Raw genomic sequence first — 16,038 nt, forward strand, 5'->3', positions numbered from 1 at the left:
TTCAAGGCCTCCATTCTGATTTTGTTTTTTGTAATTTTTGCCAGAGTTTATTAGTCATCAGCTGATAACCTTGACGATTAGGATGAAAATAATCCTTGGTGTATAAGAGCGGATTAGTGGTTTCCTGAGTTTTCTTGGAATATTGTAATTTCTTAGGGCGGGCTAGAGCGCTAATATCAACAAAATGAACCCGCCAATGTTCCTGAGTCAACTGTTGCGTATTTTTATTCCAGTTATTGATTGCCCGTTTCATTCCGGGGATTTTTTTGAAATAAATTGCATAAGGATTATAGATACCGTAAATATAAATCGGGGCTTTTTTGTTTAGGGTTCTAATTTCATGAACCATTTGCTCCATATTATTGGTATATTGCTTTTGATAAGTTAATAACTGTTTTTCAGAAAGTTTTAATCCCCGCGCACGTAAGGCATGCATGACATCATTGCCGCCAGCCGTTATCACAATCAGTTGCCCCTGCTTTAAGTCTTGACGTAATGAGCTTTTAGTTTTTACCCGCTTTAAAATCTGTGCACTGGTTTCTCCACTAATACCAAAATTAGCCACCCGTACTTTTTGCTTAGTAGCTTTTTGCAAGGGCTTTTTAATCAAATAACAGTAACCGCCACGATGATTGGGATCACCAACCCCATAGGTTAAGGAATCCCCAACGGCCACTACTGAAAAAGTTTTACTTTTTGCTTGAACACTCTGGGGCAGAGCCCAGCTTATAATTAGTGTTAATACTAGCAGGCAAGTCAACCACCGACGAAGCGGCCGCATCTTGTTTATCATAACTTAAATGCTTCCTTTAAATCTTATTAACGGTAATAATATATCACTGCCAAGGCCCCTTTACCGGCATGAGTAGCAATGGTAGGACTGGTAATTTGGGTTAAGATCGGAATTTCCGGTAATTTTTCATGAATTTGTTGTTCTAATTTACGCGATAAGGTGATGTCATCCACATACGATATGCCAATTTCAGCAATTTTAGAACCATTTTCTTCAATCTTTTGGACTACCGATTCCATATAGTTTTCAATGGTTTTTATACCGCGACCTTTTTTCAGAATATTAATTTTGGCATCTTTTAACTGAATAACGATATTAATTTTGAGAAAAGTAGACAAGCTGGCGGCTAATTTCCCTAAGCGACCACCTTTTAAAATGTTCTCTAAGTTCGGGATTCCCATGTATAAATGAGTTTGCTGTTTGATTTTTTCAACTGCCGGCAAAATTTCCTCCAGGTCGGCACCTTCTTGCGCCATTTTGGCAGCATTAATTACCTGAAAAGCCAGAGCCCGATCAGTATATTCACTGTCAACTACAGTCACATCAGCATCGACCATCTCTCCCGCCTGCCGAGCAGCATCAATAGTTCCACTAAGACTTTTAGTCATCGCAATTACTAAAATTTTACTGCCATCAGCACTCAATTCCTGAAATTTATCTATAAACCGTCCCAAAGGCGGCTGGCTAGTTTTGGGAACATTTTGCGCTGCCAGCATTTTTTGGACGAATTCTTCACGATTAATGGTCACTCCATCAATAAATTGTTCACCATCAATATCAATCGATAAAGGTACTACGGTAATCTCATATTTTTTAATTTCTTCATCAGTAATCTGCACAGATGAATCAGTAACTACTTTAACTTTACTCATCAAAATCCCGCCTTTAATCTTTCGGATATTTAATCTAAAATGCATTATAATCTATGATAGTTATAAATTCTAACTAGTGACTATAATTTTATCATAATAACTAAGGAGAAATAATGTGTCAAATTTATTCCATAAGCGCTCAACCCGTAGTCATGTTTATTATATTACCAATGAAATTTTTAGTGCAGTTACCCATGGTATTGGCCTTATTCTAGCAATCATCGGCACTATTTTGATCTTAGTCAAGGCTATTCGCCAAACTTCTCCCACCAAAACTAATTTAATAGCCTATACGATTTATGGTAGCACTTTAATTTTCTTATATCTTTGTTCTACCTTATTTCATAGTCTTTATTTTACTAAAGCCCGACACGTTTTCCAAATTTTGGACCATAGCTCAATTTTTCTCCTGATTGCCGGCACTTATACTCCTTTTTGTCTACTCGGCGTTGCCGGAAAACAAGGTTGGATTTTATTGAGTGTTATCTGGTTGATTACTATTGCTGGTATTGTTTACAAAATTTTTAATATTGGCCATCATCCTTTTATCGATACTTTTTTATATGTTTTCATGGGGTGGATGGTTGTGCTCATTATGAAGCCGCTGCAACTTAAAATTGGCGAAAAGGGTATTCTCTTACTTTTAGCAGGCGGAATCGCTTTTACCGTGGGTGCTTTAATTTATACAATGCAAGGCATTAAATATATTCATGTAATTTGGCATATTTTTGTTATGATTGGGACGATTTTGATGTTTTTAGCAGCCTATTTTTATTTATAACGTTGATAAACTAAAAACTCATGCGGCCACGGATTTTGGGAATTGACCTCTCCTTGACGCCGAGAAATCAGCTGAAAGTCCTGATAGTCAAGTGGCGGCATGTAGACATCGCCGACAAATTGATGCGCAATTTTAGTAACATACAGATAATCAACTTCTGCTCGTAATTGAGCAAACACGTTACTGCCGCCAATAACAAAAATTTTTTTTGAAGTGGCAGCTAATTGTAAAAGTTCCGCTTTACTATAAATCATTTGCACGTGTGGTAAGTGTAAATTATGGTCATGACTTAATACAATATTTTGCCGCTGCGGTAGAGCTCCGTGCGGTAAACTGGTAAAAGTTCGATGGCCCATGACAATGGTCTGCTGCCAAGTTACGCTTTTAAAATAATGTAAATCATTAGGCAAGTGCCAAGGCAAATGGCCTTGATTGCCAATTAAATGCCGTTGATCTTCGGCCCATAAAAATGCTAACATCTTTTCTCCTACTCTTCTTTTTCAGCTAATTGCGTCCAGCGTTCAACTTTTTGATCAATTTGCTTTTTTAATTGATCCAATTCCTGCTGTTGCTGCAAAAGCTGCTCATAGTTATTATTGGTTTGACTCATTGTTTGTTCCAGAGCCTTTTTCTGCTGTTCTAAAGCATCTATTTGCGGTTCTAATTTTGTTAATTCTAATTTTTCTGTATAGGTTAATTTAGAGCTGGGAGTAGAATGATGCTGTTGTTTAACAGAATTTTTCGGACGCGTAGTTTTCTCGGTAGCTTTCTGTGAGCGGGATTTTTGTTGTAAAAATTCTGAATAAGTCCCCCAATAACGCTCCACTTGACCTTGGCCTTCAAACACCAGCAGATCATCTGTAATTTTATCTAAAAAGTAACGGTCATGGGAAACGGCTACAACCGTGCCTGCAAAATCTAATAAATAATCTTCCAAGATTGTCATGGTTTCAATATCAAGATTATTAGTGGGCTCATCTAACAAGAGCACATTGGGGCGCTGGATCAATATCGCCAGTAAATATAAGCGCCTTTTTTCTCCTCCGGAAAGATCCCGAATAAAGGCTCCTTGCTGTTGGGGAGTAAAGAGAAATCTTTCCAATAATTGCGAAGCCGACAGGCTTTCGCCTTCAGCATTTTCTACATTTTGACCAATAGCTTCCAGATAAGAAATAACTCGTTTATCGGCCGCCATATTTTCAACATGTTGCGTATAATACCCTAAGCGCACGGTTTGTCCGACCGCTAGTTTACCGCTGCTTAGTTGTTGTTTTTGCGCTAAAATATTCAAAAAAGTTGTTTTTCCGGCCCCATTAGCACCGATTATTCCTAAATGTTCTCCAGAATTAATCCGCAAATTTAATTTTTGCAGTAAAATTTGTTGTCCAAAACTGAGAGCGGCATCCTGTAGTTCAAAAACATCTTTACCCAGACGCTGCTGTTTGAGATCGATGGTTAATTTTTGATTAGAATCTAAGTTTGAAGTCCGTATTTGTTGACTGAGTTTTTGAAAACGGGCAACGCGGGCATTTTGCTTCGTTCCCCGAGCTTGGACACCAGCGCGCATCCATTTCAATTCATGACGATAAAGATTTCTTTGATGTTGACGAGTTGCCTCCCAAGCGGCTTCATTTTTAGCTTTTTGAGCCACATAGGCCTCATAGTTTCCGGAATATTCGGTGACTTGCTGGCGATTGATTTCTAAAATACGATTAGCTACTGTGTTTAGAAAATAACGATCGTGAGTTACAAAAATTACAGCACCGCGATAATTCTTCAGAAAAGTTTCCAACCAACTGATAGCATCTTCATCTAAATGATTAGTTGGTTCATCCAAAATTAATAAATCAGCGGTTGAAACTAGTACTTGTGCCAAGGCCACCCGCCGCTGTTGGCCGCCGGATAACTGGCCAATAGTCTGATTAAAATCCTTAATTCCTAATTTGGTCAAAATAGTTTCCACACTAGCCTGAAATTCCCAGCCGTCAATACGATCCATATCTTCTTGAGCTTGAAAGAACCTTTTTGCTACCTGCGTATCTTCCGGCTGGCGCGAATACTGGTTTAAAACTTGTTCATAGCGGCGCACTGTTACATATAAGGGTTCTTCCCCTTGTAAAATAGCTTCAATAACAGTCAATGACTTATCAAATTGCGGTGTTTGCCGTAAGTAGCTAATTTGATAATCATGAGGATGTTCAATCACTTTTTGCCGCAATAACTGCTGATCAATTAACGAATTTAACAGAGTGGTCTTGCCCACACCATTTAAACCAATTAAACCAATCCGATCAGCCGTATTAATTTTAAAAGAAACATCCTGATACAAAGTCCGTGCTCCGACACTTTGTTGAAGCTTATTGACACTTAAAGTTTTCATATTATCTATCACTCAAATTATTATTTTTTAAATAGTTGACAATGGTTTGATAGTCGTTAACTAACTGACCGGCAACAATTGCCTGCTGGATCTGTTTTAAATATTGACCAATTTGTGGTCCTGGAGATAAATTTAATACTTGCATAATCTGTTGTCCATTAATTGCTAATTGTTGAGGCGACTTTAATGGTAAGTCTTGATATTGTTCGATCAGTTGCTCAGCCAACTCCTGTTGGCAAGTTAAGCGTAAAACTTGAGCCGCGATTGCAGTTGCTGCTTGACCGGCAATATATAATTGCCAGTTGGATTCTTGATAATTATTTAAGAGCTCAATTGCCGCCTGGGCCAATTTAATATTATTATTGGCAACTTTCCACTGCCGTAAAAATGGCCGCACTTGAGCACGCTTCAGCTTACCTAAGTAGGTTAAAAAACTCCAAACAGTAGCCTCATCTGTGATTTGGCCGGCGGCAAACTGTAAAATTTTTGGAAAATCATAAGTCGCCAAACCGGGACAAAAACGATATAACTGGGTTTGATATAAAGAAATCAGGCCGGCTTGACGATTACAACCCTCCATTAATTTAATAAATTCTTCGCGAATACGCTCAGTTGCAATATGGGACAATAAAGCTGCATTGGTTTTAATCCCAGCTAAAGTCTGCTTTTCAATGGTAAAGTTCAGCTGGGCTTGAAAGCGCACAGCCCGCAACATTCTTAAAGCATCTTCATGAAAACGATCTGCAGCTACACCGACAGCTCTAATTTGCCGCTGCTGTAAATCAGCCATTCCGGCAAATAGATCAATAATTTCTCCCTGGGCGTTCATCGCTAAAGCATTGATAGTAAAATCACGGCGTTTTAAGTCTTCTTTTAAGGAACGAACAAACTCCACCTTATCCGGACGGCGATAATCCTGGTAGCCGGATTCAGTACGAAAGGTCGTAATTTCATAAGCTTTTTTTTGATAAATTACTGTTACTGTGCCGTGCTCAATACCTGTGTCAATCGTCTGGGGAAAAATTTGTTTAATTTCCTGCGGGTAAGCACTAGTTGCTAGATCCACATCATGTAAGGGCCGTTGTAATAACGTATCACGGACACAGCCACCTACAAAATAAACTTCAAAACCGGCTTGATTAATCCGTTCTAAAACGGGCACTGCAGCTTGCAGTTGTTGAGGCCAGTGCTCAATTCTCATTCCAATCACCTAATTCTTGCTCAAGTTCAATTATATCTTGGTCATCAGGCACTAGTTGCAAATAACGCTTGACAGCAGTTAGTAATAATTGCTTTTGGGAACCCTGCCGCAAAATTTGAATTAAATCTTTTAAATAAGCGGCATTATTTTGATAATGCTGATAAACGCTTAACATTTCCTGCAAAGCTTGAGGAATTTGGTCTAATTCCTCTAAAGAACGCGCCAAATTCCAATGATACAAAGGTTCATCATTCAATTGTTCTTTATGTTCAGTTAATAAATCCCGATTATCTTGGTACTGCTGGTCTTGCAACAGTAAATTACTACAATCTAAGATCAAATCAGTGTTTTCCTCTACACGCTCAATCCCTTTTTGTAACAGACTCACAGCTTGTGGTACATCATTTAATTTCACTGCTGCCTGGGCTGCCAATTGATATAAACGGCTATTAAACGGATCATAGCCTATTCCCAGCTGGGCCTGCTTTAAAGCTGACTGATAATCTTTTTGATGTTCCGCAATTTGCACAGCTAAAACATAACCCGGGGAATAATCCGGATTAGAAGCCAACAATTCCGTAATAATTTTTTGAGCAGCCGGATAGTTTTTTAATTCGACTTCTACGGTTGCGTAATTGGCCAGACTTTCAGCATTCAAACTAGCTAAGGACATTTGCTGATACATAGTTTTTGCCTGTTCATATTGACCAGCACCGGCATAAACGGCGGCTAAGCGCTGAGTTAAAGAGCAGCCGGAAAATTCCTGATAGCCTTGCTTGATTAATTTTTCATAAAAAGTGGCCGCCTGCGAATACTTCTTTTCAACAAAATACAGCTCGGCCAACGCAAATTGAATAACCTCTTCATCAGGGGCCAATCTTAAAGCTGTCAATAATTTTTGTTCACTGACTTCATATAAACCCAGTGTTTGGTATAAATCGGCGCTTACCAGCAGTGCTGATAAATAAGCACTGGAAGTGGGCTGTACCTGATTTAAGAGGTCAGTTGCACGATCAATTTGATCATCAGAAATTAAAATTTCTGCCAAATTAACTTTTAAAATATCTTCTTGGGGATATTTTTTCAATAAAGATTGATATATTTTCTGAGATTCAGTAGTAATACCCGCAGCAGTTAAACTTTCCGCCAAATCGAATAATTCATCGTCGCTATCTTGCTGCAGAGCTTGCTGCACCAATTTTTTAGCTTGAGTGAGATCACCGTTTTGGTAGGCTGCTAGTGCTTTTTCAGAAAAGGACATAACTACTCTCCTTTGATGCTTTAGATTCACCATAACACAATTTCTTAAGACTAGCCAAATAGTCTTTGCGCTTTTTAGAAAAAGAGTTAATTATAGTGTAATTAAAAAAATAGAAACAACGCAAGCGTTGTTTCTATTCAGATAAATAAATCTTTTAAAAAAATTATTTAACTGCGTCTTTTAATGTCTTACCGGGTTTGAAGGCAGGTACTTTGCTTGCAGGAATAGTAATCTCTGCATTAGTTTGGGGGTTACGTCCCTTACGGGCAGCACGATGACGTACTTCAAAGTTACCAAAACCAATTAATTGTACCTTTTCACCCTTGACTAAATCTTCTTGGATGGTATTAAATACTGCATCAACAGCTGCTGTAGAATCTTTTTTGGTCAAACCAGTTTTTTCTGCAACGCTTTGAATTAATTCTGCTTTATTTGCCAATAATTTCACCTCCGGAAAGTAACAAATCCAAATTAATTTACTACTAATAAATTACTAATGACGACTACCAAACCATCATCCTTTTACAAACTATCATAACCCGCGCTCTGGAGCAAGGATTATCACTTTTTTTTGAGTCATTTTGCTAAATCTTAAGAAAATCCTTATTTACGTTTTCGAGCGATAATTTTAATAGGAGTGCCGGTGAATTCAAAGGTAGTACGCAATTGGTTAATAAGAAAGCGTTCATAGGAAAAATGAAACAAATCCGGATCATTTACGAAAGCGACAAAAGTTGGTGGTGCTGTCGCTACTTGAGTTAAATAATATAAACGCAAACGTTTATTCTTCACGATAGGTGCAGGAGCCACTGCCGTCGCCTTGAGCAACAGCTCATTTAACAATGAAGACTGAATACGGCGGTTTTGATTAACAGTTACTTGCTGAACTAATTCCATAATTTGATCTAGACGCTGATGGTGAAGCGCTGAGACAAAGACTATCGGAGCATAATTTAAATACCGAAATTCATCGCGAATATAATCACGAAATTCCTGCATAGTTTTTTGATTTTTATGAGCTACGGCATCCCACTTATTAACGGCAATAATGACTCCGCGCCCCGCTTCATGAGCCAAACCGGCGACCCGTTTGTCCTGCTCCCGAATTCCTTGGGCGCCGTCTAAAACCATCACGACTACATCACTACGATCAATGGAACGCATGGCCCGCATAACGGAATATTTTTCAGTATTTTCATAAACTTTACCCCGTTTTCTGATACCGGCAGTATCAATCATCGTATAAGCGGTTTGGTCAGCCCGATTAATAAACTTCGTATCAATTGCATCGCGCGTGGTACCTTCCGCTGCCGAAACTATGACTCTTTTTTCACCTAAAATGGCATTAACTAAAGAGGACTTGCCCACGTTAGGCCGTCCGATAAAACTAAATTTAATAGTGTCATCAGCTGGTTCATTACCTGCAAGCGGCAATTGGTTTATCAGCGCATCTAATAAGTCTCCCATTCCTGTTCCGTGAACACCAGAAACTGCATAGGGTTCTCCTAATCCTAAAGCATAAAAATCATAAATATCTTGACGCTGCTGCAAATTATCAGCCTTATTAACCGCCAAAATCACCGGTTTATGTGACCTAAATAAAATCTTAGCTACTACTTCATCTTCATTAGTAACCCCTACGCGCGCATCAGTCACCATTACGACTACATCCGCTTCATCAATGGCAATTTCAGCTTGACTCGTGATTTCTTGATTAAGGTTTTGATCATTTAAAGTAATACCACCAGTATCAATTAAACTAAACTCTTTTCCTAACCACTCTCCATGGGCATAAATTCGATCTCTAGTTACCCCTGGAGTATCTTCGACAATTGAAAGCCGTTGGCTAATAATCCGATTAAAAATGGTTGATTTGCCCACATTAGGGCGGCCTACTAGGGCCACAACTGGTAGGGTCATATTTTCACCTTCTTTATTTAAGATTTAAGCATAAAAAAGGACCGTGACCAATAATTTCACAATCCCTGAATTTATTATTCGAATACTACGAAAAAACATGATCCTGGTAACGCGCAATATTGTCTTTTATCATTCTAGAACAATAACTCACTGACATCAATTTTTATGAAACAACTACTTCTTTAATTTGTCAGCATCTATCATATCACCTACTGAAAAGCCGCGTTCTTCATCAGGTAAGCTGTAATCCGTCGGCTCTGCAGTTTGTTCATTTTTTTGTTTTTTGCTGGCATGTGGATTATCAATTAAGGCTTTAATCGATAAACCCAGACGATGTTTCTCAGGATCAACATTTAAAACTTTTACTTGCACTTCTTGTCCTACTTTTAAAACATCACTCGGTTTATTAACCCGATCCCAAGAAATCTGGGAAACATGAATTAAACCTTCCACTCCCGGTAAAACTTCCACGAAAGCGCCAAAATCAGTCAAGCGGCGAATAGTACCCTTAATTTCATCACCAACACTGATTTTTTCAGCTACACTCTCCCAAGGGCCTGGTTGAGTAGCTTTGATAGAAAGAGAAATTCGCCCGCGTTCTTTATCAACATCCAAAACTTTTACTTTCACGTCTTGACCGGGTTGTAAAACATCTGAAGGCTTATCAATATGCTGATAAGAAATTTGAGAAATGTGGACTAAACCATCAACACCGCCTAAGTCAATAAAAGCTCCAAAATTAGTTAAACGTGATACTTTAGCTTCAATTACATCACCGGGTAAAATTTTAGCAAACACTTCTGCTTGTTTGGCAGCTTTTTCTGCAATTGCAATTTCTTTATGAGACAAAACTAAACGATTCTTGGATCGATTAACTTCAATAACCTTTAAGGTCAGTTCCTGACCTACAAAAGGTGTTAAATCACGTACATAATGATCTGAAATCATAGAAGCCGGAATAAAGCCCCGTAGTCCATCCACATCAACTAATAAACCACTTTTAACAGTACCGGTCACTTTACCAGTAACAGTTTCATCAGCATCTTTAATTGCATTCATCTTATCATAGGCCTTTTTATTTTCTATACGCCGTTTCGATAAAACAAAGCTGCCATCTTCTTTATCACTTGCTGAAGGCCGAACCACTAATAATTCTAATTGGTCGCCCACTTTCGCCAAGTCGTGAATATCAGCTTTACGGTCAGAGGTTAATTCTTTTAAAGGAACTACGCCTTCAACTCCTGAATTGTCAATACCTACAATTAACTGATTATCATCAACTGATAATACCTCGGCATTCACAATATCTCCAATTTGTACTTGGTTAAAATCATTCAAAGCCTGCTCCATCGGATTTGCGCTGTTATTATCTTCAGCCATTTTTACATCCTCCTCGACATCATTCGAAATCTATCTTAATTGAAAAACGCCACAATTACCAGTGGTAATCGTCATTTATTTATTTTATTGTTAATAATTTTTAATATTTTTTGTACCACCTGATCGATACTTAAGCTGGTAGTATCGACTTCGATCGCATCTACGGCCTTTTTTAAAGGCGAAATTGAGCGATGAGAGTCTTTATAATCACGCAGAGATATTTCTTTTTCCAACACTGCTAACGGTGTTTGAATGTTCCGGGTCAAATTCTCCAAGTACCGGCGATGGGCCCGCTCTTGGACACTGGCAACCAGAAAAATTTTGACATCAGCTGCTGGTAAAACCGTCGTCCCAATGTCACGTCCATCCATAACTACGTTATTATCAGCGGCAATTTGTTGTTGCTGGCTTACCAAGAACTCTCTTACTTCAGGCAAAGCTGCCACTTGTGAAACATTATTGCTGATTTGCGGCATTCTAATTTCCGTACTAATATCACGATCACCAACATAAATATATTGTTGGTCTGAATGTATTTGAAAAGATATGGGATTCTTTTGTAATAGCTGGACAATTGTCGCACCCGCATTATAATCAACCTGCTCTTTTTGCGCCAACCAAGTAGCAGCTCGATACATCGCTCCGGTATCGGTATAAATATAATCTAATTTTTTGGCAATTATTTTGGCGATCGTACTCTTGCCAGCAGAAGCAGGCCCATCAATAGCGATCTGCATTCAATTCACTCCTAAACAAAAAACAGGTTATCCCTGTTTTTTTTTATTATTTTACCCGCAACTGCATTCCTGGCCGTAATACTGTTCCGGCAGACAGTCCGTTTAATTGATATAACTGAGCTGTCGTCAATCCATGATTTAATGCAATTCGATAAGCATTATCATGAGGTTGCACTGTATAATATTGGCTGCTGGCTGCTGCCGCATTCTGAGCAGCATTATTAGCTTCATTATTATTAGCTGCTGGTTGACTTGGCTGAGCCGCCTCTGCGTTAGAGTTAGCTTGGGGTTGATTGGCAGCCGTTGAATCATTATTGTTTTCTTGATCAGCCGGTTGCGAAGCAGCTTGCTCAGTTTTTTGTGATTGATCCATTTTGGAAACTACTTTTTTGGCTTTTTGCTTCTTTTTACTTTTAGTCTTATGTTTTGTAACCGTCTTTTTAGGCTTAGTGCTGACCGTTTCTTGATTAACACTGTCAATAGCAGATTTATTATGGTTAGAAGTCAATTTCTGACCGATAATCGGCAAAAACATTACTATTAGTAAAATAATGAAAAGACTCCAGACTAATAATTTATTGCCATGACGATTCTTCTTTTGCCGAACACGAGAGAGTTGTTCAGGTTCATCAGAATCGGAATCATCGCCAAAAGTTGATTCCCACAATTTTGGATCCTTATCGCTCATATCACTCACCTCTATGTTTAATTCTAGTTTACCAGTTTTTTTGAAAAAATTCTTGAATATTAGTTAGAATATCATAATTTAGTTCACCCATTGGATAATTTAATATCATTAATTACAATTTCTTGAGAGCCTTAATTTCCTCCCGCTTTAAAAACCGCCAGTCTCCAGAAGTTAGTCCTTTTAAAGTCAAAAATCCAATCTGTTCCCGCTTTAATTTTATGACCTGAGCTCCAACTTGCTGAAACATTTGTTTTACCTGATGATTCATGCCTTCATGAATAGTCAATTTGACAATAGAGGTTTTTTTCTTCTGATCAACTGAAATCAGTTCGGCTTTTGCAGCCGCAGTTTTTTTGCCATTAACTTTTACTCCATGCCGTAATTGCTCTAAAGCAGCTGATTGAATCACTCCATTAACTTTGGCAACATACACCTTGTTAATTTGATTGCGCGGATGCAGTAAATGATTCGTTAAATCTCCATCATTAGTTAACAATAATAATCCCGAAGTATCATAATCTAAACGCCCCACGGGATAAATACGGGCTTCAATAATATCGGTAAAATAATCGGTCACTACTTTTCGATTTTTTTCATCGTGAACTGAACTAATAACTCCGCGCGGTTTATAAAACAAAATATAAATTTTAGGATCCCTTTCTAAGGGGACTCCATTAACTTCAATTCGGTCATGAACTGTAAATTTCGATCCCAATTCTTTAACAATCTCTCCGTTGACCCGGACCTGACCATTTACAATTAATTTTTCAGCCTTACGTCGTGAAGTCACTCCGGCATTAGCAATCAATTTTTGTAATCTTTGTTTATTCTCCATAAATGCTCCCTTTATTTTTCTGAAAATAAATCTATATTCAGTGCCTGCTGCTTACTTTCATTTTGAAAATTGGCCAGATCCGGTAAATCTGCTAAAGAATGGAGGCCAAAATAATTTAAAAATTCATCAGTAGTAATATACATGATGGGTCGGCCCACAACTTCTTTTCGGCCTTTAGTAGTTATTAAGCGCCGATTTTGCAAAGATTGCAGCGTACTACTGCTATTTTTTACTCCTCGTAAAGAATCAATTTCAACGCGGGTGATAGGCTGCTTATAGGCAATAATTGCCAAAATTTCTACAGCGGCTTGACTTAAATTACTGGCCTGCTCATTACATAGATACTTATCAATTATTCCTTGGTAGGCAGGCTTAGTTAAAAGCCGGTATTTTTTCCCATATTGTTCAATCATTAAAGTCTTAGCGTCATCTACATTCAATTGCTGCTGTAATTGTGTTAACTGTTGGCGCAAAGCGGCTTGATCAGTTTGTAAAACTTCTGCCAATGTCGCTATTGTTACTCCTTGTTCTCCCGCTGTATACAAAATAGCCAGCAGCGCTTGTTTTAATTGCATAATAACTTCGACCTTAATTGTACTAAAATATCTGCCTGATAATCAGTTTGTTGTACTACAATCACTTGCTTTTTTATTAACTCTAATAAAGCCATAAATTTGGTTACTACTTCTTCAATGCTCGCTTGTTGGCGTAACAAATTACCAAAGGTAGTCTGCGGCTGTAATTGCAGTTGTTCCATAATTGCTGTTTGAGCCTGCTTCAAAGTAATCTTCTCTGCTTTAATTTGCGGCGCTTGCTTTGTTAAATCCTGCTTTTGCAATAAGTCGGCCACAGCTCGGGCTAAATCGGCAGCCACTTTAACTCCCGGTTTTAATCTGATTCCCTGACCCTTGGCCGCCGCCAAAGCTGATAGGGGTTTAGCATGCAATTGCTGGCGCTTTTTTTCTTGTTGTTTTAATGTCTGCGCCACACTCTTAAAAGCTTGATAAGTCAGTAATTGTGCCACCAAGTCGCTGCGAGGATCCACGGGATTGTCAGAAGCGGTAGTGTGCTGTTCAATGGGCGCTTGGGGTAACAATAACTGACTTTTAATGCGCATTAAAGTAGCCGCCATTACTAAATAATCGCCTGCAATATCTAATTGCAGAACGTTCATTTTGTGTAAATATTCCATATATTGTTCAGTAATTTCGGCAATTGGAATATGATAAATATCAATTTTGGATTGACGAATCAGATGCAATAATAAATCCAATGGGCCTTGAAAATCTGATAAAACTAATTGTAATTTTTCCACTTTATTTTTCCTCAAGGCTGGCGCTGTTGCCAGGCCAAAATCAAAGGGGTTACGGCAATAGAACCCATGATTTTAGCTTGCGGATAGTAGGCTTGGATTTCATCCAGAACCTGATAAATGTTATTAGTTGAACGCTCAGCCGGACTTAAAGAAAGGTAACGCACCATCACGATTTGATTTTGTTGGTTTTGGATTTCGACAGCAATCACCCCCGCAAAATTACCACCATTATTTTTATATAATAACAGCTGATGTCGCGAATCTGTAGTATATAACTTCAATTCCATCCGTAAATGGTCTAGGTCTTTTAGTTCTGGAATATAAGACATAAATCCCATGGCGATTTTTTGATAGTCAGGACTATATTTAATTAACATTTTTCTACTCCTCCGCTGTTGGCAATCTCTCTTGTCCAGCGAAAATTCTCTGATTTCTGAAAAAATACAATTTATTTATTAAAATTGAAAGCCAATTACTGAAATTACTGATCTTTATTAACTAAACTAATCCCCTGCTCATCTTGAGTAATCATTTTTTGTTTTAACAAATGACCGATAGCGCGTTTAAAGTTGCCTTTACTGATACCAAAATATTGTTTAATGGCTGCAGGGGAACTTTTATCATTAAAATTTAAAGTTTTAGTCGGCTGGTGTTGTAAAACTGCTAAAATCATTGCCGCATCATCATTAATTTCTTCATAGGCCCGCGGCTTTAAAGAAATATTCAAATGGTCATAGCTTTTACCGATAACCCGCCCATGCACTACTTCACCCAAGCGCGGTTCTCTCTGCCGCTCACTGGCATGAATAAAGCCCAGATAATAATCTGAAGTTAAGACAAAAGAACCGCTTAATTTGAGACGATAAACTGTAGCGGTCACATTTTTATTTTTCCAATTAGCGGGAAAAGGACGACTAATTTGTTGATAAATGCTGCCATCAGCCAATTGCCCCCACATCCGATTTTTTTTATCTACTTTTAAAGCGATTAATAAGCGATCGCCTTTTTTCGGCCATAAGGACTTTAAATTAGGTAAATCATCCAAGGATACTACAATATCTTTGTCCTGTAAGCCGATATCGACAAAAACCCCTAAATCAGTCCGCACGTCTACTACTTGTCCAAAACCGTAACGATGACATCCAATGACGGGGATTTTAGTAGTCATGACCAATTGATGATTTTGATTTTCATATAAAAACCCGCGTATCGGTGAACTGCTAGAAGCCAGCTCCTGTTTATTTAATCTAAAAGTAAAACCGGCAACACCAACAAAAAAATACTGCTCATTTTGATCATTAATTGTGCCCGTTTGCACGGTTCCTAATAATTCTTGTAATTCCAAAACTACACCTCATAATCTACTTAATCCCCATATTAGCCAGTAAAGTAACGATACAATAGGTCATACCAGAAGCAATGACTGGCCCCGCAGCAATTCCTTTAAATAAAACCACTCCTAAAATTGTTCCAAAAACCAACGCCACTGTCATTTCCGGGCTTGTAGCCATTAAATGGACACCCTTAGCCGATAATACTGCCACAAGAATTCCGCAAAAAACAGCCACATAACCGGCCGGGCCTTTAAAAGCATTTAATAGATCCCGAAAACCAATTTTTCCCAGGGCAATCGGCATCAGAATTGCGATAGAAATTATCGTGACACCCCAATTAATGCCTCGAGTTTGAACAATCTGCATTAAATTTTTGGTCTGAGGGAACAATTTACAAAGCAGGACTATTACGGCTGCAATTTGAAGAGATTTATTTTTTCCGATAATTGCAATTACTAAAATAATTAAGAGAAAAAGCCAACTTTCCATTTTTTCACCTCATGACTAGTAACTATCTTATCATATAAATAAAAAGAGAACC

18 protein-coding genes are annotated in these 16,038 nt (G+C 38.2%); 1 reads left to right on the top strand and 17 read right to left on the bottom strand.

The window, feature by feature from the left end; translation table 11 throughout:
* Position 1: 1 nt before the first annotated feature.
* Positions 2-793 carry an SGNH/GDSL hydrolase family protein gene (locus JG29_RS04710; RefSeq protein ID WP_052696315.1) on the bottom strand — a complete coding sequence of 264 codons (792 nt, stop codon included), beginning with the start codon at positions 791-793 and terminating at the stop codon, positions 2-4.
* A 26-nt stretch (positions 794-819) separates the two neighbouring features.
* The gene (locus JG29_RS04715; protein ID WP_045922812.1) at positions 820-1,665 is read right to left on the bottom strand and encodes a DegV family protein; all 846 of its coding nucleotides are present in this window, start codon (positions 1,663-1,665) and stop codon (positions 820-822) included.
* 115 nt (positions 1,666-1,780) lie between these two features.
* Here JG29_RS04715 and trhA point away from each other — a divergent pair, with 115 nt between their 5' ends.
* Positions 1,781-2,446, top strand: coding sequence for a PAQR family membrane homeostasis protein TrhA (gene trhA, locus JG29_RS04720; protein ID WP_045922813.1), 666 nt, complete (start codon positions 1,781-1,783; stop codon positions 2,444-2,446).
* Here the strand turns inward: trhA and JG29_RS04725 are convergent.
* The 15 genes from JG29_RS04725 to JG29_RS04795 form a co-directional block, all read right to left on the bottom strand.
* Complete coding sequence (locus JG29_RS04725; protein ID WP_045922814.1) at positions 2,437-2,925, bottom strand: dihydrofolate reductase; 489 nt, start codon at positions 2,923-2,925, stop codon at positions 2,437-2,439. The genes trhA and JG29_RS04725 overlap by 10 nt on opposite strands.
* Positions 2,926-2,933: 8 nt before the next feature.
* On the bottom strand, positions 2,934-4,826 hold the full coding sequence (abc-f, locus tag JG29_RS04730; RefSeq protein WP_045922815.1) for a ribosomal protection-like ABC-F family protein: 1,893 nt from the start codon (positions 4,824-4,826) through the stop codon (positions 2,934-2,936).
* A 1-nt stretch (position 4,827) separates the two neighbouring features.
* Positions 4,828-6,027, bottom strand: coding sequence for a CCA tRNA nucleotidyltransferase (locus JG29_RS04735; RefSeq protein WP_045922816.1), 1,200 nt, complete (start codon positions 6,025-6,027; stop codon positions 4,828-4,830).
* Complete coding sequence (locus JG29_RS04740) at positions 6,017-7,288, bottom strand: tetratricopeptide repeat protein (protein ID WP_045922817.1); 1,272 nt, start codon at positions 7,286-7,288, stop codon at positions 6,017-6,019. The genes JG29_RS04735 and JG29_RS04740 overlap by 11 nt, the downstream gene beginning before the upstream one ends.
* A 163-nt stretch (positions 7,289-7,451) precedes the next feature.
* Positions 7,452-7,727: an HU family DNA-binding protein gene (locus JG29_RS04745; protein WP_045922818.1), complete on the bottom strand. Its 276-nt coding sequence runs from the start codon at positions 7,725-7,727 to the stop codon at positions 7,452-7,454.
* A 164-nt stretch (positions 7,728-7,891) separates the two neighbouring features.
* Positions 7,892-9,208, bottom strand: coding sequence for a ribosome biogenesis GTPase Der (der, locus tag JG29_RS04750; protein WP_045922819.1), 1,317 nt, complete (start codon positions 9,206-9,208; stop codon positions 7,892-7,894).
* Between the two features lie 174 nt (positions 9,209-9,382).
* Complete coding sequence (rpsA, locus tag JG29_RS04755) at positions 9,383-10,588, bottom strand: 30S ribosomal protein S1 (RefSeq protein ID WP_045922820.1); 1,206 nt, start codon at positions 10,586-10,588, stop codon at positions 9,383-9,385.
* Positions 10,589-10,659: 71 nt separating this feature from the next.
* Positions 10,660-11,325 carry a (d)CMP kinase gene (gene cmk, locus JG29_RS04760; RefSeq protein ID WP_045922821.1) on the bottom strand — a complete coding sequence of 222 codons (666 nt, stop codon included), beginning with the start codon at positions 11,323-11,325 and terminating at the stop codon, positions 10,660-10,662.
* A 46-nt stretch (positions 11,326-11,371) separates the two neighbouring features.
* On the bottom strand, positions 11,372-12,013 hold the full coding sequence (locus JG29_RS04765; RefSeq protein ID WP_045922822.1) for a LysM peptidoglycan-binding domain-containing protein: 642 nt from the start codon (positions 12,011-12,013) through the stop codon (positions 11,372-11,374).
* A 112-nt stretch (positions 12,014-12,125) separates the two neighbouring features.
* Entirely contained in the window at positions 12,126-12,848 is a 723-nt protein-coding gene (locus JG29_RS04770; protein ID WP_045922823.1) for a pseudouridine synthase, read from the bottom strand.
* Positions 12,849-12,859: 11 nt separating this feature from the next.
* Positions 12,860-13,423 (bottom strand): SMC-Scp complex subunit ScpB, encoded by a 564-nt coding sequence (scpB, locus tag JG29_RS04775; protein ID WP_045922824.1) that lies wholly within the window; start codon positions 13,421-13,423, stop codon positions 12,860-12,862.
* Complete coding sequence (locus JG29_RS04780; protein ID WP_045922825.1) at positions 13,414-14,163, bottom strand: segregation and condensation protein A; 750 nt, start codon at positions 14,161-14,163, stop codon at positions 13,414-13,416. Before JG29_RS04780 ends, scpB begins: the two co-directional genes overlap by 10 nt.
* A gap of 11 nt (positions 14,164-14,174) precedes the next feature.
* Positions 14,175-14,540: a hypothetical protein gene (locus tag JG29_RS04785; RefSeq protein ID WP_045922826.1), complete on the bottom strand. Its 366-nt coding sequence runs from the start codon at positions 14,538-14,540 to the stop codon at positions 14,175-14,177.
* Positions 14,541-14,644: 104 nt separating this feature from the next.
* The gene (locus JG29_RS04790) at positions 14,645-15,508 is read right to left on the bottom strand and encodes a CvfB family protein (protein WP_045922827.1); all 864 of its coding nucleotides are present in this window, start codon (positions 15,506-15,508) and stop codon (positions 14,645-14,647) included.
* A gap of 16 nt (positions 15,509-15,524) precedes the next feature.
* Positions 15,525-15,986 (bottom strand): DUF441 domain-containing protein, encoded by a 462-nt coding sequence (locus JG29_RS04795; RefSeq protein WP_045922828.1) that lies wholly within the window; start codon positions 15,984-15,986, stop codon positions 15,525-15,527.
* Positions 15,987-16,038 lie beyond the last annotated feature (52 nt).

It is taken from the genome of Bombilactobacillus mellis (assembly GCF_000967245.1).
GTDB classification, from domain to species: domain Bacteria; phylum Bacillota; class Bacilli; order Lactobacillales; family Lactobacillaceae; genus Bombilactobacillus; species Bombilactobacillus mellis.